The organism is Mycolicibacter sp. MU0083, assembly GCF_963378075.1.
Lineage (GTDB): Bacteria > Actinomycetota > Actinomycetes > Mycobacteriales > Mycobacteriaceae > Mycobacterium > Mycobacterium kokjensenii.
In genome coordinates this window covers 2,907,675-2,926,362 of sequence record NZ_OY726394.1, presented here as the reverse complement: position 1 = coordinate 2,926,362, position 18,688 = coordinate 2,907,675, and the positions used below count along the sequence as shown (strand labels likewise).

Annotated in this window: 22 protein-coding genes; 10 read left to right on the top strand and 12 right to left on the bottom strand. The window is 68.6% G+C overall.

Annotation, left to right across the window (positions count from 1 at the left end):
- Positions 1 to 71 precede the first annotated feature (71 nt).
- Both RCP38_RS13695 and RCP38_RS13690 read left to right on the top strand, forming a co-directional pair.
- Positions 72 to 794, top strand: coding sequence for a response regulator transcription factor (locus RCP38_RS13695; protein ID WP_308473482.1), 723 nt, complete (start codon positions 72 to 74; stop codon positions 792 to 794).
- A complete protein-coding gene (locus RCP38_RS13690; protein ID WP_308473481.1) occupies positions 791 to 2,233 on the top strand; it encodes an ATP-binding protein in 1,443 nt (480 codons plus the stop codon). The genes RCP38_RS13695 and RCP38_RS13690 overlap by 4 nt, the downstream gene beginning before the upstream one ends.
- On the opposite strand, the gene RCP38_RS13685 is transcribed toward RCP38_RS13690, so the two are convergent.
- The 3 genes from RCP38_RS13685 to RCP38_RS13675 are packed head-to-tail and all read right to left on the bottom strand — an operon-like array spanning position 2,205 to position 5,140.
- Positions 2,205 to 3,065, bottom strand: a complete 861-nt coding sequence (locus tag RCP38_RS13685; protein ID WP_308473480.1) for an SDR family oxidoreductase — start codon at positions 3,063 to 3,065, stop codon at positions 2,205 to 2,207. The genes RCP38_RS13690 and RCP38_RS13685 overlap by 29 nt on opposite strands.
- Before the next feature lie 51 nt (positions 3,066 to 3,116).
- Positions 3,117 to 4,595 carry an HNH endonuclease signature motif containing protein gene (locus RCP38_RS13680; RefSeq protein ID WP_308473479.1) on the bottom strand — a complete coding sequence of 493 codons (1,479 nt, stop codon included), beginning with the start codon at positions 4,593 to 4,595 and terminating at the stop codon, positions 3,117 to 3,119.
- A 53-nt stretch (positions 4,596 to 4,648) separates the two neighbouring features.
- Entirely contained in the window at positions 4,649 to 5,140 is a 492-nt protein-coding gene (locus RCP38_RS13675) for an aminoacyl-tRNA deacylase (protein WP_308473478.1), read from the bottom strand.
- Positions 5,141 to 5,233: 93 nt separating this feature from the next.
- On the opposite strand from RCP38_RS13675, the gene RCP38_RS13670 reads away from it, so the two are divergent.
- Together RCP38_RS13670 and rsrA are read left to right on the top strand one after the other, a co-directional pair.
- Positions 5,234 to 5,974 (top strand): sigma-70 family RNA polymerase sigma factor, encoded by a 741-nt coding sequence (locus tag RCP38_RS13670; protein WP_373692517.1) that lies wholly within the window; start codon positions 5,234 to 5,236, stop codon positions 5,972 to 5,974.
- On the top strand, positions 5,971 to 6,273 hold the full coding sequence (gene rsrA / locus RCP38_RS13665; protein ID WP_308473477.1) for a mycothiol system anti-sigma-R factor: 303 nt from the start codon (positions 5,971 to 5,973) through the stop codon (positions 6,271 to 6,273). Before RCP38_RS13670 ends, rsrA begins: the two co-directional genes overlap by 4 nt.
- Positions 6,274 to 6,401: 128 nt before the next feature.
- Here the strand turns inward: rsrA and RCP38_RS19970 are convergent, their stop codons facing one another.
- Together RCP38_RS19970 and RCP38_RS13660 are read right to left on the bottom strand one after the other, a co-directional pair.
- Positions 6,402 to 6,491, bottom strand: coding sequence for a 50S ribosomal protein bL37 (locus RCP38_RS19970; protein ID WP_109519535.1), 90 nt, complete (start codon positions 6,489 to 6,491; stop codon positions 6,402 to 6,404).
- Positions 6,492 to 6,589: 98 nt separating this feature from the next.
- Entirely contained in the window at positions 6,590 to 7,090 is a 501-nt protein-coding gene (locus tag RCP38_RS13660; RefSeq protein WP_308473476.1) for a hypothetical protein, read from the bottom strand.
- Positions 7,091 to 7,343: 253 nt separating this feature from the next.
- Between RCP38_RS13660 and RCP38_RS13655 the strand changes: the two genes are divergently transcribed.
- Positions 7,344 to 7,559 (top strand): biotin/lipoyl-binding carrier protein, encoded by a 216-nt coding sequence (locus RCP38_RS13655; protein ID WP_308477288.1) that lies wholly within the window; start codon positions 7,344 to 7,346, stop codon positions 7,557 to 7,559.
- 32 nt (positions 7,560 to 7,591) lie between these two features.
- Positions 7,592 to 9,088 (top strand): sensor histidine kinase, encoded by a 1,497-nt coding sequence (locus RCP38_RS13650; protein WP_308473475.1) that lies wholly within the window; start codon positions 7,592 to 7,594, stop codon positions 9,086 to 9,088.
- A gap of 76 nt (positions 9,089 to 9,164) precedes the next feature.
- Here RCP38_RS13650 and RCP38_RS13645 read toward each other — a convergent pair whose 3' ends face one another.
- A complete protein-coding gene (locus RCP38_RS13645) occupies positions 9,165 to 9,419 on the bottom strand; it encodes a WhiB family transcriptional regulator (protein WP_308473474.1) in 255 nt (84 codons plus the stop codon).
- Between the two features lie 242 nt (positions 9,420 to 9,661).
- Entirely contained in the window at positions 9,662 to 10,639 is a 978-nt protein-coding gene (locus RCP38_RS13640) for a diacylglycerol/lipid kinase family protein (RefSeq protein WP_308473473.1), read from the bottom strand.
- Between the two features lie 55 nt (positions 10,640 to 10,694).
- On the opposite strand from RCP38_RS13640, the gene RCP38_RS13635 reads away from it, so the two are divergent.
- Positions 10,695 to 11,105, top strand: a complete 411-nt coding sequence (locus tag RCP38_RS13635; protein WP_308473472.1) for a hypothetical protein — start codon at positions 10,695 to 10,697, stop codon at positions 11,103 to 11,105.
- Here RCP38_RS13635 and RCP38_RS13630 read toward each other — a convergent pair.
- Positions 11,047 to 12,105: an isochorismate synthase gene (locus RCP38_RS13630; protein WP_308477286.1), complete on the bottom strand. Its 1,059-nt coding sequence runs from the start codon at positions 12,103 to 12,105 to the stop codon at positions 11,047 to 11,049. The genes RCP38_RS13635 and RCP38_RS13630 overlap by 59 nt on opposite strands.
- Positions 12,106 to 12,158: 53 nt before the next feature.
- Positions 12,159 to 12,764, bottom strand: a complete 606-nt coding sequence (locus RCP38_RS13625; protein WP_308473471.1) for an acid phosphatase — start codon at positions 12,762 to 12,764, stop codon at positions 12,159 to 12,161.
- 87 nt (positions 12,765 to 12,851) lie between these two features.
- Here RCP38_RS13625 and RCP38_RS13620 point away from each other — a divergent pair, with 87 nt between their 5' ends.
- Positions 12,852 to 13,643 carry a ParA family protein gene (locus tag RCP38_RS13620; protein ID WP_373692516.1) on the top strand — a complete coding sequence of 264 codons (792 nt, stop codon included), beginning with the start codon at positions 12,852 to 12,854 and terminating at the stop codon, positions 13,641 to 13,643.
- Positions 13,644 to 13,767: 124 nt separating this feature from the next.
- Here the strand turns inward: RCP38_RS13620 and RCP38_RS13615 are convergent, their stop codons facing one another.
- Positions 13,768 to 15,006: an Rv3212 family protein gene (locus tag RCP38_RS13615; RefSeq protein WP_308473469.1), complete on the bottom strand. Its 1,239-nt coding sequence runs from the start codon at positions 15,004 to 15,006 to the stop codon at positions 13,768 to 13,770.
- Positions 15,007 to 15,020: 14 nt separating this feature from the next.
- On the bottom strand, positions 15,021 to 16,529 hold the full coding sequence (locus RCP38_RS13610; protein WP_308473468.1) for a DEAD/DEAH box helicase: 1,509 nt from the start codon (positions 16,527 to 16,529) through the stop codon (positions 15,021 to 15,023).
- A 270-nt stretch (positions 16,530 to 16,799) separates the two neighbouring features.
- On the opposite strand from RCP38_RS13610, the gene RCP38_RS13605 reads away from it, so the two are divergent.
- The gene (locus RCP38_RS13605; RefSeq protein WP_308473467.1) at positions 16,800 to 17,495 is read left to right on the top strand and encodes a ferritin-like fold-containing protein; all 696 of its coding nucleotides are present in this window, start codon (positions 16,800 to 16,802) and stop codon (positions 17,493 to 17,495) included.
- 111 nt (positions 17,496 to 17,606) lie between these two features.
- Positions 17,607 to 17,852: a DUF3107 domain-containing protein gene (locus RCP38_RS13600; protein WP_308473466.1), complete on the top strand. Its 246-nt coding sequence runs from the start codon at positions 17,607 to 17,609 to the stop codon at positions 17,850 to 17,852.
- Here the strand turns inward: RCP38_RS13600 and RCP38_RS13595 are convergent, their stop codons facing one another.
- Positions 17,853 to 18,551 (bottom strand): TetR/AcrR family transcriptional regulator, encoded by a 699-nt coding sequence (locus tag RCP38_RS13595; protein WP_373692514.1) that lies wholly within the window; start codon positions 18,549 to 18,551, stop codon positions 17,853 to 17,855. It abuts the gene before it with no gap.
- Between the last annotated feature and the right edge of the window lie 137 nt (positions 18,552 to 18,688).

The window sequence follows — 18,688 nt, the reverse complement described above, 5'->3', positions numbered from 1 at the left end:
AACGCGACCGGGCGGGAAAACACCCGGGCCGGGCTCTCCCCATGGCGGCCGGGCGGTGTTATCAATGGAGCATGGCCGATTCGCGGTCCGCCGAACGTCGCGGCGGTAGCCCCTTCAGTGTGGGCACCCCGCGAGTCCTGGTGGTGGAGGACTCCGAGACGATCCGCGAGATGGTCAGCGAGGCACTGGCCGATGCCGGCTATCTGACCGATACCCGGCCCGACGGCGAGGCGCTGGAGGAGGTCCTGGACGGATTCCGGCCGGATCTGGTGGTGCTCGACGTCATGCTGCCCGGACGTGACGGGTTTGCATTGATGGATGTGGTGCTGCGTTGGGGCGAAGTCGGTGTGGTGCTGCTCACCGCCCGCGACGGCCTGCCGGACCGGTTGCGTGGCCTCGACGGGGGTGCCGACGACTACGTGGTGAAGCCGTTTGAGCTGGCCGAGTTGGTGTCTCGTGTCGGTGCGGTGCTGAGACGGCGGGGCCGACTGCCCGCGGCGGTACAGTTCGGCGACCTGATGGTCGACGTCGACGCCGGTGTGGCCGCCAGGTCCGGGACTCCGTTGAATCTGACCGCCACCGAACTGCGGGTGCTGGTCTACCTCGTCGAGCAGCGTGGCCGAATCGTCAGCAGCGCTCAGATTCTCAACGCGGTCTGGGGTTATGAGGCCTATGACCCCAATCTGGTTCAGGTCCACATCAGCGGCCTGCGGCAGAAATTGGAAGCGCACGGGCCACGGATCCTGCATACGGTTCGCGGGATCGGCTACCGGCTGGAACTGTCGGGCTCGTGACGGCCACCCCTTCGCTGCGGCGCCGACTGACGGTGATGGTGCTGGCGCTACTCGCCGTACTGATGGTCGGCATGGGACTGGTGATCAACACAACCTTGACCGCGGTCTCCGAACACACCCTGCACGAGCGACTGGCGGCCGCCACGAATAGGGCGGATTCTCTGGTGGCGCTGGGTATCTCAGCCGAGCAGGTCGCCGAGCAACTCAACGGCGGAATCATCTCGGCCCTGGTGGTGACCGCTGACGGGGAGAGCTACGGTGACCCGACCATCGAGCCGGATACCACCACCGGATCGAAGATCGCCGCCCCGCCGCTGGAGCCCGACGAGACCGCGACGGTCCTGGTGCATCCCCTGGCGGGAGGTGGCCGGGTCATTCTCGTCGCCGACACCACGGAGGCCGACGAGACCCTGAGTAGGCTGCGGCGCTTGATGATCGAGGCGGGCCTGGGGACGCTGCTCCTGGCTTCGAGCCTGATGGCCGGGGTCGGCCGGGTCCTGCTCGCGCCATTGGACCGACTCACCGATCTCGCCCGGCACATCACCACCGGCGACCGGGGCCGTCGCCTGCGTCCCGACCGGCCGAAGACCGAACTCGGCCGCGCGGCAGAGGCATTCGACGACATGCTCGACGAATTGGAAGACTCCGAGAAACGAGCGCAGCACGCCGCGGAGGGCGCGCGGCGCGCCGAGGCCGCGGTCCGTCGATTCCTGGCCGATGCAGCGCATGAACTGCGCACCCCGATCGCCGGAATGCAGGCCGCTGCGGAACAGATCGCCGGAAACGTCAGCCAACATGTGGGCCAGTCACTCGACCGGGACGACGTCGATCCGGAAGCGCTTCGCCAGCACCGCCGTGCCACCCTCTTGTTGACCGAGGCCCGTCGGGCCACGCGACTGGTCACCGACATGCTCGACTTGAGCTACATCGACGCCGGTCTGCCGTTGGAGCTCAAGGACGTCGATGTGATCGGGATCATCGACACGCAGCTGGATCGGGCGGCATTGCTTGCCCCGCAACTGCGTATCGGCCGCACCGGCGCGCAATCGGTACCGGTCCGGGTGGATCCCACCCGGTTGGCGCAGATACTGTCCAATCTGCTCGACAACGCTCGCCGATACACCCCGCCCGGCGGGCAGATCAACGTCGACGTCCAGCGTGGCAACGGCACCGTCGAGGTGGTCGTGACGGATACCGGCATCGGCATCCGCGGTGAGGACACCGAGCGGATCTTCGATCGACTGGTGCGCCTCGACAGTGCCCGGGGCCGTGACCACGGCGGTGCCGGACTCGGGCTGCCCATCGCTCGAGCGCTGGCCGACGCACACGGCGGAACGTTGACGTGCCTGGCCAATGACGGGGGAGCCACCTTCCGGTTGGTCCTCCCGATCGATCCCGGTGGGGCCGAGATCAGCCCTGGACGTAGCCCGGAGGATTGACCGAGTCGACCCACAGGTCCACCCCCAGGTCACTGCCGGGCACGCAGTCATAGACCGACAGATCGGTGACACCGGAGTCGACCAGCACGTCCTCGCAGAGCAGGGTGTTACCGGTGTATTCGGTAGCGGGCTTGGTCACGATGGCGTAGGCGGCGTCGGCGTACACCTCGGGAGTGCGGGAGCGGGCCATCGCCTCGTCGCCGCCCAGCAGGTTCTGCACCGCCGCAGTCGCGATCATCGTGCGCGGCCACAACGTGTTGGAGGCGATGCCGTGCGTGCGCAGCTCTTCGGCCATCCCCAGCGCACACAACGTCATCCCGAACTTGGCCATCATGTACGCGGTCGGCTTGAGCCACTGGGATTCCAACCGGATCGGCGGCGACAGCGTCAGGATGTGCGGGTTCGCCCGGCCGATCATGTGCGGGATGCAGGTCTGCGATACGGCGTAGGTGCCACGTACCTCGATGCCGTTCATCAGGTCGAAGCGCTTGAGCGGCACCTCGAGAATGGAACCGAGGTTGATCGCCGAGGCGTTGTTGACGCAGATGTCGATGCCGCCGAAGCGTTCGACGGCGGCCGCCACCGCTCCCGCCACCGAGTCGCCGTCGCGGATGTCGCCGACGATCGGCAGTGCTTGGCCGCCGGCTTCCTCGATTTCGGCCGCCGCGGTGTAGATCGTGCCGTCGAGTTTGGGGTGCGGTTCGGCGGTCTTGGCGATCAGCGCGACGTTGGCGCCGTCGCGCGCGGCCCGCTTGGCGATGGCCAAGCCGATTCCGCGGCTGGCACCCGAGATGAACATGGTCTTACCGGCGAGCGGGGCGGAGTTCGACATGCGCACCACCCTATGCCGCCGACGGTGTCGGCAGAAGACCGCGGCGCGACGCTAAAAGGGCGGTGGGTCGTCGAGGGCGGCGCGGTGCTTAGCGGTGTGGGCTAGTTGGGCTTCGGCGGCGTGGATGTCGAGGCGGGTTTGGTTGTGGTGGCGTTCGAGCTGTATTCGGTAGGCGCGGTCTTGGGCGCGGGTCTGGCGGCGGGTGGGCATCCGTGCGCCGCGGTCACCGACCGGTATCCAGGGCGGTAGGTCCAAGGTGGTGGTGGGTGCGGCCAGGTGTGGGAAGTACAGGGTGCCGGCGGGTGTGGTGGTGTAGGTCTGTCCGGTGGGGGCGGTCCAGATGACGGTGCCGTCGGGTTCTTGGCGATCGCGCCACCCGTTGGGCCCGGTCCAGAAGGTTTTCAACAAATGATGGCGACGGCACAGCAGTTTGAGGTTGCAGGCGTGGGTGGGCCCGGCCGGCCAGGGCACGGTGTGGTCGATATCGGCGTATTCGGCCGGCCGCCCGCACCCGGGGAATCGGCAGGTCAGATCCCGGCAGCGGATGAAATCGGCTAACGCCGCCGAGGGCCGGTACCCCGATTCCGGCGGCGCATCGCCGGGATGACGCACCGTGCGCAGTCGAGCGCTTTGGGCTACCTGCCGCACGGTGTCGGCGGCCAGGCCCCCGAAGCCGGGCACATAGCCGGGCTTGTCCCCGGCCCCGGTGAGGGTGGCCTGCTCGGCGAGCACGTGGATCATCACCGCCCCGACCGGGGCATCGCCGGCCGCCGCTGGGCACTGCGGCGACCCGCATTCACAGACCATGGTGGCCGCCCCGGCGGTCAACGCGGCCAGCGCATCGGCGCGGCGTTGCTCTTTGGTGCGCGGGTCGGCGTCGCAGACGGTGCCGGCCAGCTCACCCAGGCGTTGGTCGAAGGCCAGGGCGTCGGGGGTGCGGACATCGCCGAAGATCTCGGCCAGCCCGGAATGCATCGGTGAGATCCCGATATGGCGGGTCGCCTCGGTGGCGCGGGCTTCGCGGACCGCGACCGGTTCGAGGACCTGGATCCAGTAGTCGACGGCTTCGACGATGCGGGCCCGCGACCACTTCCCCCACCGCGGGGCGTTGCGTTCCAGCCAGCGATCCAGCCGGGGGATGGCGTCGAGATCGAGCATCAACTCACTGCGATGCACCACCGCGGCCACGATCTGGAAATCCACCACCCCGGCGGCGAACAACGCCTCAAAACGCGGCAACCGCTCGCGAAGCGCCAACCCGATCCGCAACTGCCCGGCCGCCCGACCCCGACTGATGCCCTGCGCGGCGAAGATCTCCGCGGCGACCTCCTCCCAGCCGTCGATCGCCCAGATCTCCCGACCCGCCACCGGCTGCTGCCGCAACCGCCGGTGATACAACTCCGCACCCGCGGCGAACACCCGCGCCAACCACGCCGACTGCAACCGCACCCCGTCGGCCATCGCATCGACCAACCCGGCATCATCCAAACCCCGGATGACCCCCAAATCAGGCAGATCGATATCGAACACATGTTCGATGGTACTCGGATTGGGCCGACCGTGCCAGGAGAGACTTCCGCAGTTCAGCGGGCTTGAATGTCCGCGGTCGTCGCACCGGTGAGCCGGATGAGATCAGTCGGAGCCACCGCCACGTCGCACCCGCGCTGCCCGGCGCTGCACAGCACCTTCTCGAAGTCCAGGGCTGAGGAGTCCACCACGGTGGGCAGTGCACGGCGCTGCCCGAACGGCGAGATCCCGCCAACCACGTAACCGGTCGACCGCTGGGCCACCGCGGGGTCGGCCATCGTCGCCCTGGCCACTCCGAGCGCTGCGGTCGCAGCCTTCAGTGCCAGTTTTGCCGGCACCGGCAACACGGCCACGGCAAGGCCGCCCGGGACGGCCAGGATCAACGTCTTGTAGATCTGCTCGGGCGCTACGCCGGCGGCCGTTGTGAGTTGCTCGACGGCTTCGGTGCCGAATGACACCTGGCGAGGGTCGTGGCGGTAGCGAAGTACCTCGTGGGGGACCTGCGCGGCGGACAGGGCCGCGAGGGCCGGGGTGGCTGCGCGACTCACCGCGCCAGGATAACGGCCGGAAATAGCTCCGCCGGTGGCGCTGTTGAGTAGGGCAGTCATTAGGATCGGGAAGGAGTCCGGGTGTCAACGGCGATGGATCTGCTGGAACGCGAGCCAACTGCTCTGTTGGTCATCGGCACCACGACAGAAGGGACCGTGGCGATCGAGATGGCTGACGTCGAAGGTGAGACCGAGGCGACCGGGTCCGGGGCCGAAGTCAAAACCCCCGTGCGCTCCGATGAGACCGACGAACAGCTGACCGCCCGATTCGAGCGCGACGCGATCCCGTTGCTCGACCAACTCTACGGCGGCGCCCTGCGGATGACGCGCAATCCCGCCGACGCCGAGGATCTGCTGCAGGAAACCATGGTCAAGGCCTACGCCGGGTTCCGGTCGTTCCGTGAGGGCACCAACCTCAAGGCCTGGCTGTACCGCATTCTGACCAACTCGTACATCAACAGCTATCGGAAGAAGCAGCGCAGTCCGGCGGAGTATCCGACCGAGGAGATCACCGACTGGCAGCTGGCGGCCAGCGCCGAGCACACCTCGACCGGCCTGCGCTCGGCCGAGGTGGAAGCGCTGGAGTCGCTGCCCGATACCGAGATCAAAGAGGCGTTGCAGCAGCTTCCCGAAGATTTCCGGATGGCGGTGTACTACGCCGACGTCGAAGGATTCCCCTACAAGGAGATCGCCGAGATCATGGATACGCCGATCGGCACGGTGATGTCGCGCCTGCATCGCGGGCGACGTCAGTTGCGTGGTCTGCTGGCCGATGTTGCCCGCGACCGCGGGTTCATCCGCGACGGCCAGAAGTCTGAGGAGGTGCCGTCGTGACCGAGCATCCACGCAATCACAGCAGTTCGCCGGGCGAGGCCGATGCCGACTGTGCCCAGGTGATCGCCGAGGTATGGACGTTGCTCGACGGTGAATGCACCGCCGAGACCAAGGCCAAGCTGCGTCAGCACCTGGAGGAGTGCCCGGGTTGTCTGCGGCACTACGGCGTCGAGGAGCGGATCAAGACGCTGATCGCCCGCAAATGCAGCGGTGACAAGGCCCCGCGGGGGCTCTATGAGCGGGTGCGATTGGAGATCAGCCGCACCACCATCGTCCGGACGTTTCCCGCAGGGGAGTAGGTCGGTCGACATATGAAAAAACCGCCCGGGCTCGATTGAGCCGGGCGGTCTTTTCGGTAAGCCTTTTGCCTCGCGGACGTACCTGTCGTCGTCGAGTCGAAGACCGGTTTTCTACCTGGAGGCGAGGCTTATACGGACTTCGAGCCGCAGTTGGGTCGTTTGCCGTGGTTGGCTTTGCTGTGCTTGCGGTCGCGCTTCTTGCGGCCTCGCTTGGCCATGGTGGGTCCTCCTAGCAGATATTCCGACAGGCCAGTCTCTCACATGACCGGGCGCGGCCGTAATCGTGCAGTCGACCGGCCCCGGCCGGCGCCACGTCTCAGTGCACCGAGAAGGACCGCGCTCCGGCCAGGGTCTGCGGCACGATTGCGGGCGCGGCCGGTGCCGCCGGTGCCGGCGGGGCCTCCAGTGCCGGGCCGCCCGACATCGGCGCGCCGGGCGGGGTCAGGGCGCTGACGTCGTTCGGCATGATCGAGCCCACGCCGGGTACCACGCGGTTCAGCATGCCGTTGAGGGCCTGCAGGAAGGAGTTCGCGGCATTCACGCCCGCCGTCGGCCCGCCGGCCGCCGCTCCGGGCAGGCCGGGGACGCCGACCCCGGGCACACCGATGCCGGGAGCGCTGAGACCGGCCGCCCCGACACCGGGAATGTCGGTCATGGTGGGCGTGCTGAGTTGGGCGGGCATCGGCATCGGTTCGTCGACCAGGGTCGGAGCCGCTTTGGCGGAGGCGATCCCGAATCCGAGTGTGGCCAGTGTCATCGCGCCGGCACACACCAGCGGTAGCCGGAATCGGGGTTGGGCAAATCGGTTCACAGACAACGCGCTACTCCTCAAGTTCACTGTCGACTTGTGCCGCGTCACGGCGAATACGTCACGCGTTCGAAACACTCGAGTAACGGTGCTATGCAATTGTCACAGGAGAAACACGACACGGTCACGGATCGAACTCTCTCCATCTCCTTAATTATCTTGGAGTTCGCTTACCAGAGCGCCCTGTCCGGTCCGGCGCCCCGGTTGTGGTTCGATAGGTCCAGGTTTTTTCGATATTGACTGGTTGATGAACGAGGTGAAGATGGCCGAGGACGTTCGCGCGGAGATCGTAGCCAGCGTGCTCGAAGTCGTGGTCCACGAGGGCGAATCGATCGATGAAGGCGACACCGTGGTCCTGCTGGAGTCGATGAAGATGGAGATCCCGGTGCTGGCCGAGACCGCCGGAACCGTCAGCAAGGTAGCCGTCCAGGTCGGCGACGTGATTCAGGCCGGCGACCTGATCGCCGTGATCAGCTGAGCGCACCCACCGTGAACGGCGCCGGGTAGCCGATGTCCACCCTCGGTGACCTGCTCGCCGAACACACCGTCTTGCCCGGCAGCGCGGTCGATCATCTGCACGCCGTAGTCGGGGAGTGGCAACTGCTGGCGGACCTGTCGTTCGCCGACTATCTGATGTGGGTGCGTCGCCACCAGGATCCCGACGGCTCGCTGGTGTGCGTGGCGCAATGTCGGCCCAATACCGCACCGACGGTGCTCCTCAGCGACGCCGTCGGCACCGTCGTCGCACCGGATTGGATGCCGCTGGCCGTCGCCGCGTTCGAGTCGGGGGTGGTCGAGCGGCGCGGCCCGGAAAACTCTGCGGGGCAACGCAATATGGAAGCCGTTCCGGTCCGGTACGGCAACCGGGTGGTGGCGGTGTTGACCCACCAGACGGCATTGACCGGTGAGCGGGAATCCAGCCGCCTGGAGACGGCCTATCTCGACTGCGCGGCCGATCTGGTGCACATGCTCTCCGAGGGAACCTTTCCCGACGTCGGCGACATCGCGGTGTCGCGATCGAGCCCCCGAGTCGGTGACGGCTTCATCCGGCTGGGCGTGGACGGCACCGTCCGTTACGCCAGCCCGAACGCGGTCTCGGCCTACCACCGGATGGGCTTGGCGGCCGAGTTGGCCGGACATGATCTGGTGGCCGTCACCAGGCCGCTGATCTCCGATCCGTTCGAAGCGCACGAGTTGGCCGACCACATCGCCGATTCGCTTTCGGGTGGATCGAGCATGCGATTCGAGGTCGATGCCGCCGGCGCGGTGGTCCTGCTGCGAACACTGCCGCTGATCGTGCACGGCCGGCCGGCCGGGGCGGCGGTGCTCGTCCGTGACGTCACCGAGGTGAAACGCCGCGATCGCGCCCTGCTGTCCAAGGATGCGACCATCCGCGAGATCCATCACCGGGTGAAGAACAACCTGCAGACGGTGGCGGCACTGCTGCGATTACAGGCCCGCCGCACGGCCAGCGTGGAGGGACGCGAGGCGTTGCTGGAATCGGTACGTCGGGTGTCGTCGATCGCACTGGTCCACGACGCCCTGTCGATGTCGGTCGACGAGGTGGTGAACCTCGACAAGGTGATCGACCGCATCCTGCCGATGATGAACGACGTCGCCAGCGTCGACATCCCCATCCGGGTCGCCCGGATCGGATCGCTCGGAGCACTGGACGCCGACCGGGCCACCGCCCTGATCATGGTGATCACCGAACTGGTGCAGAACGCCATCGAGCACGCCTTCGAGGCGGAGGACGGCGGGCGGGCGGTGACGATTCGGGCGGAACGTTCGGCGCGCTGGCTCGACGTGGTGGTCCACGACGACGGGCACGGGCTCCCCGAAGGTTTCCGGCTGGAGACGTCCGACCGGCTCGGTCTGCAGATCGTCAACGCCTTGGTGTCGGCGGAACTCAACGGATCGCTGACCGCCCGCGACGCGCCGGGCGGGGGCACGGAGATGGTCCTGCGGGTCCCGGTCGGCGGACGGCGGGTACGCCAGACGCCGTGAGGAACCTACCCACCCCCCGACGCAAAACGACGCGGCCCCGACAAGATCGGGGCCGCGTCGTCGTCCGACTGTTGGGTCAGACCCCGCTGCGCGCCCGGGTGCGGGCGTTGCGGCGCTTGAGCGCACGCCGCTCGTCCTCGCTCATGCCACCCCACACGCCGGCGTCCTGGCCGGTCTCCAGTGCCCAGGTCAGGCACTCGGTGACCACCGGGCAGCGGGTGCAGACCTGCTTAGCGGAAGCAATCTGCGCGATCGCCGGACCGCTGTTTCCCACCGGGAAGAACAGCTCCGGGTCTTCGTCGCGACAGACCGCCTTGTGGCGCCAATCCATAGGTCTCCAACTCCTTACTTTGGGCGCAGCGGGGTGCGCTAGTGCTTTTCGGCTGTTTATAAGCGGCGCAAGAAATGGTTACGGCTTGCATCCGATCGCTTGATCGTTTCACAGCTTGGACAGATGTCAAGAGTGCGCTCTATCACGTGGCCCACGTCACGTCTTCGCGGGGCTGCTCTGCGGCCGCCTGCGACGATGTATTACAGTGGGCTCAGTTATGCGCTCATCAACGGATTGACGCGCTATCTCCGCAGGTCAGCGGGATTTATCGCCGGAGGCGCTACCACGCTCAGCGCATCGGGAACCGCGCGGAAAGTCATCTCGCTACGCAGCCCAAGGTATTCGCCGTCGATCTGCGTCGCAATCGGATTATCACCGGCATCGACGCGCAGCAGGGCCACATCGTCGTCCCGAATGAGTTGTTTGGCTTGGAGTTTGGGTTGTTTCGACAGCATCTGGCGCACCAGCCGCAGCGTCGGGAACACCTTCATGCTGGTGGTCGCGAAGATGCCCATGCCGGACTCGAAGGTCGTATCGGGGTTGGTCCACACGCACCGTTCATCGGCATAGGTCCATGGCGCGCAATTGGAGACGAACACGAGATGCACACCGGTGACGGGTTCGCCGTCGCCCAGGCGCAGCGTCAGCGTGGGCGCTTTGCGTGTGGTGGCCAGCACCGCCGGCACCGCGGCACGGATGTACCGCAACGCGGTGACGGCATGACCCTTCTCACGTTCGGCTTCGACCGCGGCCACCACCTCGCCGTCGACCCCCATGCCGGCGTTGAGCACCGACCAGCGCTCGCCGCAGTCGATCAGGCCGATCCGGCGCCAAGTGGGCCGGCCGTGCGGAGGATTGATCAACTCGATGAGCTGATTGGTCGCGGTGATCGGATCGGCGGCGATCCCCAACGAACGCGCAAAGACGTTGGCCGACCCGCCCGGAACCACGGCCACCGCCGGCAGATGCGCGGGCGGCGGTGAACCGGGAGCCCCGAGCAGGCCGTTGACGACCCCGTGCACCGTGCCGTCGCCGCCGTGCGCGATCACCAGGTCGACCCCGTCCCGGCATGCGGCCTGACTGATCTCGATGGCGTGGCCGCGGTAGTCGGTGTGCACCACGGTCAGATCGAGCCGGCTCTTGAGTGCGTGGGCCAGCAGGTCCCGGCCCGCGGCGGTGGTGGATGTGGCATTGGGGTTCACAATCAGCACGGCGCGCACGGATTAGCAGTCTATGGGCATCGAAGGGATCCGGGAGGGTGGTTACGCTGGCGGCGTGAAAGCCGTCGTCGAACCACCGCGAGCCGTGTACGGAGCGGGCCTGATCGTTGCCGTGCAAGGTGCGGTGGCATGGGTTGTGGCGGCGATATTGGTGCTGCGGGCGCTCGCCGGCGCCGATCAGCACTCCGCCAACGGCTACGCCACCGCCGGGTGGTTCGCGCTGCTCGGTGCGGCCGTCTCGGCGGCCGGTTGGGCGCTCTTGCGGGGCCGGCGGTTCGGCCGCGGAATCGCGGTGTTCGCCAACCTGATCCTGCTGCCGGTGGCCTGGTATCTGGGGGTGGGGTCGCACCGCTGGGGGTACGGCGTGGTGGTCGGCGCGGCGGCGCTGGTGGTGCTGCTGGCGCTGTTCAGCCCGGCGGCGCTGCGCTGGGCGGCGCAATCCCCAGCGCCGCCAGAATCGTGCTGAACTTCGTCACCGTTTCGGCCAGTTCATCGTCGGGATCGGATTCGGCGACGATTCCGCCGCCGGCATGGGCCAGCGCGAACCGCCGGTCGGCGGAGAGTTGCGCGCAGCGCACCGACACCACCCAGCGTCCGTTCCCGTCGGCGTCACACCAGCCGACCGTGCCGGCGTAGAAACCGCGATCGTCCTCCAGTTCGTCGATCAGCTCGACCGCGGCGGCCGTCGGAACGCCCCCGACCGCGGCGGTCGGGTGCAGCAACTGAGCCAGATCCAGTGCGGTGGTTGCCGAATCGCGTAGCCGGCCGGTGATCGGCGTGCTCAGATGCCAGACCGCCGCGGTACTGCTCAGCCGTGGTGACGGCGCGACGTCGAGTTCGTCGCAGAGCGGCTCGAGTGCGGCGCGCAACTGATCGACGACCAGTTGGTGCTCGTGGCGGTTCTTGCCGGACTCCGCCAGCGCCGCGCCGTTGGCGGAGTCGATCTGCGGGTCGGTTGAACGCGGCGCCGAACCGGCGAAGGGGCGGCAGGTGACCCGGTCGCCGTCACGGGCGACCAGCAGTTCCGGGCTGGCTCCGACGAGCGCGGCCCCGCGGTAGGGATCCCCGGCCGCGCTCAGGTCCACCAGGTAGCCGTAACCGCTCGGGTCGGCGGCGACCAGTCGGCGCAGCACGGTCCCGGCATCCAGCGGATCGTCGGCCTCAAGTCGTAGCGCCCGGGCCAGCACCACCTTGTGCAGCGCGCTGTTCGGTGCGGTCAGTTCCCGCAGCGCCCGCCGGATCCGGGCCCGGTGCTCGTCGGGAGGCGGCTGTTGCGTGCCGATCCGGACCGCGGGCATCGGAGCCTCGGGCCGGGGCGGCAGGGCGGCGCCGCGACGCAACCCGCGTGGGACGAACAATGCTGCCGGAGCATCCGGACGGAAAGGTAACGCGCCCACCACGATCGGTGCTTCGCCGGACGACAGCGCGGCGCGGGCGTCGGCGATGTCGGCGAAACCGGTCGCCATCGCCTCCGCCGACAGCGTGCCCGAGGGCCCGGACAACGCGAATGCGGGTGTGCTCACAGCCGTCCGGCCTTCGATCCGGTCAACCCGAGCGCGCGGAGCTGACGCCCCCCGTGCTCGAACCCGCAGACGGCCACCGATGCCACCGGCATCCCGAACCCCGCCCCCGCGGTCACCGGCAGTTCCAACCAGCGGGCGATCAGCGCCCGGCAGAAGTGGCCGTGCCCGACGAACACCACATCACGGCTGGTGAGCTCACGCAATGCCCTGGCGACCATCCGGTCGGCGCGGGCACCGACCTGGGTGACCGTCTCGCCTCCCGCGCCACCGTGGGTCCAGATCAGCCAGCCGGGTTCGGTCCGGCGGATCTGTGCGGTGGTGAGCCCCTCGTAGCCGCCGTAGTCCCATTCGGCGAGGTCGTCGCAGATCTCATCGACGTGCAGACCGGCGAGTTCGGCGGTGGCCCGGGCGCGACGACGGGGGCTGCAGACCACCAGCGGGTGCTCCGGTGCCAGCCCGGCCAACACCGGGCGGGCGGCGGCCGCCTGATCGCGGCCGGCTTCGGTCAACTCCACATCGGTGCGCCCGGTGTGCCGACCGCTCACAGACCACTCGGTTTCCCCGTGGCGCAGCAGCAACAGTCGGTGCTCCTCGATGCCCACGCCGACCGATTCTGCCCGACGGGGGACATCGGCCCCTGATTGGTGCTCTTGCGCGCTGACCCGTGCCAGTATGTCGGTGTGACGGGGATGCGGATCTTGGCGGTAGCCAACCAGAAAGGCGGCGTGGCCAAGACGACGACGGTGGCGTCGCTGGGCGCGGCGATGGCTGAGCAGGGGCGACGGGTGCTGCTGGTCGATCTCGATCCGCAGGGGTGCCTGACCTTCTCGCTGGGGCACGATCCCGACACGCTGCCGGTGTCGGTTCACGAGGTACTGCTCGGCGAAGTGGAACCCGATGCCGCACTGGTGCCGACCGGTGAGGGGATGACCCTGCTTCCCGCCAACATCGACCTGGCCGGCGCCGAGGCGATGCTGCTGATGCGAGCCGGCCGGGAATACGTCCTGCAACGGGCGCTGGCCAAGCTCGAGGACGACTTCGACGTGGTGGTCATCGACTGCCCGCCGTCACTGGGGGTGCTCACGCTCAACGGGCTGACCGCCGCCGGTGAGGTGATCGTGCCGCTGCAGTGCGAGACGCTGGCGCACCGCGGAGTCGGCCAGTTTCTGCGCACCGTCGGCGATGTCCAGCAGATCACCAATCCGAAGCTGCGACTGCTGGGGGCCCTGCCGACCCTCTACGACTCGCGCACCACCCACAGCCGCGACGTCCTGCTCGACATCGCCGACCGCTACGACCTGCCGGTGCTGGCCCCGCCGATCCCTCGGACGGTGCGCTTCGCCGAAGCCAGCGCATCCGGGTCGTCGGTGATCGCGGCGCGCAAGAACAAGGGCGCGCAGGCGTACCGGGAGTTGGCCGAGGGCCTGCTCGAGTACTGGAAGACCGGCAAGGAGCTGCCGACCTTCACCCCCGAGGTCTGAGCCGGTCGGCCGTCAGCCCAGCGGTGATCGCGAGCGCGGCGGAGCCGGGCGATGCGGGTCGCCGCTCGTCAGCCCAGTGGTGATCGCGAGCGCGGCGGAGCCGGGCGATGCGGGTCGCCGCTCGTCAGCCCAGCGCCACCACGGTGTCGCCGCGCTGTTCCAGCACGGTCGGACCCGACACCGCCGGGAACACCGTCGTCACTCCCGGCGGCCGACTGACCGGGATGACCCGTTCGGCGGCGCCGGTGTCCTGGTCGTAGACACCGACCCCGCCGGTCACCGGGATCAGCAGATGATCGGCCATCCGCACCGCCGGTCCCAGCGGAACCACCGAACCGGACGACGCAATGGTGTAGCGGTGGGACAGCGTGCCGGAGTCGAACACCATCACCGTGTCACCGGTCCACCAACAGACCAACCCGGTCGGCCGCGACACCGGCAGGGCCGCGCTGTCCGGGCTCGCCGCGGCCGGCAACAGCGTCTTGGCGATCGTGGTGCCGGTCTGGTCGACCACCTCGACCCGGGGTTGCGGGGTCGGCAGATAGACCGCGGTGTTGGGGCCGGAGTCGGATTCGGTCACCGCGAGCACCCGGGCGTCGGAGTCGACGGCCACGCCGGGCTCGGCGACGTGCTGGGTCTCGGGTTCGTCTTCTTCTTTGCCGGCGCGCAGCAGGGTCAGCTGCAGGTCGTTCTTGTCCGGGCATGCCTCGAGCACCGAGACCGCGGTGGAGGCCGCGGCCGCCGAGACCAGCCTGCAGCCCTGGCCGAGGCCGCGCGCCGAGGGTTTCACCCGGGCATCGATCTCACCGTAGGACAGCACCCGGACCATGTCCGAACGCCACAACTCCAGACGACTGCTGCCGACGGACAACACCGCACTTCCCTCGGAGGTGAGTCGCACACTGCGGTCGGCGTAGCCGGTCCGGGCCGGACCGCGCAGGCCGGTGCCGGCGACCACGGTGCTGACCTGCCCGCAGCCGCGCGAATCCGGATACACGCCCACGGCATAGCGGTAGATCCACGACACCGCACACAGGTCGACGCCGCGGACGTAACTCCAGCGTTCCTCCCCGGTGTCGGGATTGCGACCGCTCATCCGCGGGCCGTCACCGGTGACCACCGTGCCCGAGATCAACACCGGCGCCCAGGTGGCCGGGCTGGGGGCCGTCCACAGCTGCGACAGCGACTTCGGGACCATCGCGGCCGACGGGGGATTTCGGGATTCGCCGTCGGATGCCGGTGTGCTGATCGTGGCGCGGGCATCACTGGTCCACCAGATGACCACGCCCGCGGCGGCGACGACGACCGCGATCAGTGCTGCGGCAATCAGATCGCCGGGGGTGCGGCGCTCGGGTCGCACCATCTCAGCGGCCCGGCTCAGCTGCCGTTCGCGGCAGCGGCGGCGGCCTTGTTCGGCCGACGGCGGCGACGGCGACGCGGTGCGCCGGTCCCGCCGGCCTCGGATGTCGGCGCCGTCGAGGCCTCCGACGTCTCGGGGGCCGGGGTTCCGGTGCCGGCGGAGTCCGCCCGGCCGCCCCGGGTGCGGCGCCGGGACCGGTTCGGGTTGCGCGGTGACCGCTCCCGATCGGCAGAGGTCTCGCGGGTCTCGTCGTCGGTCCGCTTGGCCAGCCGGCGCGGCTTGCCGATGGAGCCGCCGGCGTCGGTGGGGATGTCCAACTCGGTGTAGAGGTGCGGCGAACTGGAGTAGGTCTCCGCGGGATCCGGGCAGCTCAGGTCGAGGGCCTTGTCGATCATCGTCCAGCGGGCCAGTTCGTCCCAGTCGACGAGGGTGACCGCGACACCGGTGCGGCCGGCGCGGCCGGTGCGGCCGATGCGGTGCACGTAGGTCTTCTCGTCGTCGGGGCACTGGTAGTTGATGACGTGGGTGACGTCGTCGATGTCGATGCCGCGGGCGGCGACGTCGGTGGCCACCAGCACGTCGATGTCACCGGCCCGGAACGACTTGAGGGCCTTCTCGCGGGCCACCTGCCCCAGATCGCCGTGCACCGCGCCCACCTTGAACCCGCGCTCGTCGAGGTCGTCGGCGACCTTCTGGGCGGTCCGCTTGGTACGGGTGAAGATCATCGTGGCGCCGCGGCCGCGGGCCTGCAGCACCCGGGCGACCAGCTCGGCCTTGTCCAGCGCGTGCGCCCGGTAGACGAACTGCTCGGTGGCGTCGTGAACGGCCGAGGAGTGCGGTGCCTCCGCGCGGATGTGGGTGGGCTGGTTCATGAAGCTGCGGGCCAGCGTGATGATCGGGCCGGGCATGGTCGCCGAGAACAGCATCGACTGGCGGTCGTCGGGGATGCGGGCCAGGATGCGCTCGATGTCGGGCAAGAAGCCCAGGTCCAGCATCTCGTCGGCCTCGTCGAGCACCAGCACCGACAGTCCGCCGAGCTGCAGGTGACCCTGCTGGGCCAGGTCCAGCAGCCGGCCCGGGGTGCCCACCACCACGTCGGCGCCGGCCTGCAGCGCCTCGATCTGTGGCTCGTACGGGCGGCCACCGTAGATGGCCTGCACCGACAGGGGGCGGTCACCGGCGGTCAGGTACTTGGCGGCGTCGGCGAGGTCGCCGGAGACCTGGATGCACAGCTCCCGGGTGGGTACGACCACCAGGGCCCGGGGCGCCCCGGTCAGCGGACGGTCCGGGCTGGTGGTGACCCGCTGCAGCAGCGGGACGCCGAAACCGTAGGTCTTGCCCATGCCGGTACGGGCCTGGCCGATCAGGTCGTCGCCGGCCAGGGCCAGCGGAAGCGTCAGTTCCTGGATCGCGAACGCGTGCTCGATGCCGCATTCGGCCAGGGCGCGGACGATTTCGTCGCGAACACCCAGGCTGGCGAAGCTCGGAGGGGTACTGGGAACGGTGGTGGAGATCAGTGGGGTCATGCGCTGGCGGGTGCCTTTCGAAGTCGGCGCGGTATGTCGATCGATCGCGGTGCGGGTCGGGGCGCACACACTGCGACGGTCGATGCTTAGCCGATCATCGAAGGCGCCCATTTTCGAAGGCACCGTCGGGGGTCCAGCACTCGCCGAGTGGGCGGGCCGACCACGTGTACGCACATTGCGCGGCAGCGCCGAACAGGCGCTGCCTATGACTCATACTACCTGGTCGGGCCGGGCATCGGTCTACTGCCGCGGAACGCCTACAGTGTGGTGATGAATTCGGTTCCCTCGGCCGACGCCGAAGCGCAGCCGGCTGTGCCGCGACTGCCCGCCGATCATCCCGGTATCGACGAACTGTTCGCGGTGCTCGCCTACGGCGAGGTGGCGGCCTTCTACCGGCTCACCGATGAAGCCCGGATGGCGCCCGATCTGCGCGGCCGGATCTCGATGGCGGCGATGGCCGCCGCGGAGATGGGCCACTTCGAACTGCTGCGGGAAGCCCTCGAGCGCCGCGGCGTCGATGCGGTGGCGGCGATGTCGAAATACGTTACCGCGCTTGATAATTACCATCGCTTGACGATGCCCAGCACCTGGCTGGAGGCGTTGGTGAAGACCTACATCGGCGATGCGATGGCGGCCGACTTCTACCTGCAGATCGCCCACGGACTGCCCGATGAGATCGCCGATGTGGTGCGTGCGGTGCTCGCCGAGACCAAGCACTCGCAGTTCGTCGTCGACGAGGTGCGCGGTGCGGTCACGGCCAGCGCCAAACAGCGCAGCCGGCTCGCGTTGTGGTCGCGCCGACTGCTCGGCGAGGCGATCACGCAGGCCCAGTACGTGCTGGCCGATCACGACGAACTCGTGGACCTGGTGATGTCGGGTGCGGACGGGCTGGCACAGCTGACCGGGTTCTTTGACCGACTGCAGCAGACCCATGACGCGCGGATGCGCGAGCTGGGCCTGGCGTAGCCCTTAGCCGACGCGTCCGGTATCGCCGAGGGCGAACGGCCGGTGCGCACCGAGTCGGTGTTCGTCTACTAGCCTGCTTAGCAACGCCCAACGCAATCGAAAGGGGTCGGCGTGGAGGTCAAGATCGGGGTCACCGACAGCGCGCGCGAACTGGTCATCAACAGTGCGCAGACGCCCGATGAAGTGGAGAAGTTGGTCGGTGCCGCGTTGGGCGAGGCCGCCGGACTGCTCTCCCTCACCGACGAGAAGGGCCGCCGCTTCCTGGTGCAGGCCGCCAAGATCACCTACGTGGAGATCGGGGTCGCCGACAGCCGCCGGGTGGGCTTCGGGATCGGCGCGGACAGCGCGACCGCGTAGCTACCGGGTAAGCGGGACGTGCGACAGGCCGCCCCAGGCGAACGCCACCGTTCCGTCGACGGCGTCGTCCTTGGAGATCGGGCGGTCACTGTCGAGCCAGTACCGGGCGCAGTCGACGCTGATCGCGACCAACCCCACCGCGACCATCCGGGCGCGGTGCGGGTCCAGCCCCGAATCGTGGCTGACCAGGTCGAAGATCGCATCGATGCAGGATTCGGTCGCGACCCGCACCTGTACGGCCACCTGTGGCTCGGCGACGTTGTCGTTTTCGAAGATGAGCCGGTAGCCCTGGCTGTCGTGCTCGATGAAGTCGAAGAACGCCTGGACCGCCGAACGCAGCCGCTGCCGGTTGTCGGTGGTGGTCCGCAGTGCCTTGCGGACACCGGAGACCAGGTTCTCCACGTGCCGGGCCAGCACGGCCAGGTACAACTCCAGCTTGGACGCGAAGTGCTGGTAGAGGATCGGTTTGCTGACGCCGGCCCGATCGGCGATCTCATCCATGCCCGCCGCGTGGTAGCCGCGGTCGACGAACACATCGCTGGCGGCGATCAACAACTGGCCGCGACGCTCGTCGCGGGGTAGCCGGCTGCCCCGGCGGCCGGTGGTCGGCGACGCCTTGGCGCCACTCGAACGGCGGCCGGCGGGCTTGGCTCCGTCCCGCTCGGCAGTGTCGATCGGTTTGCTCATCAACTCCTCAATCCGATTCGGCCGGACGCCGGGATCCAGGAAACCGACGGCCGGTGCGTGAGAGCGAGACTACGCTTCACGTCGTCGCGTTCCACCAGCGACATCCGCCAATCGGGTGTCTGAGGGCAATTCGATTCGTTCCCGGGGGC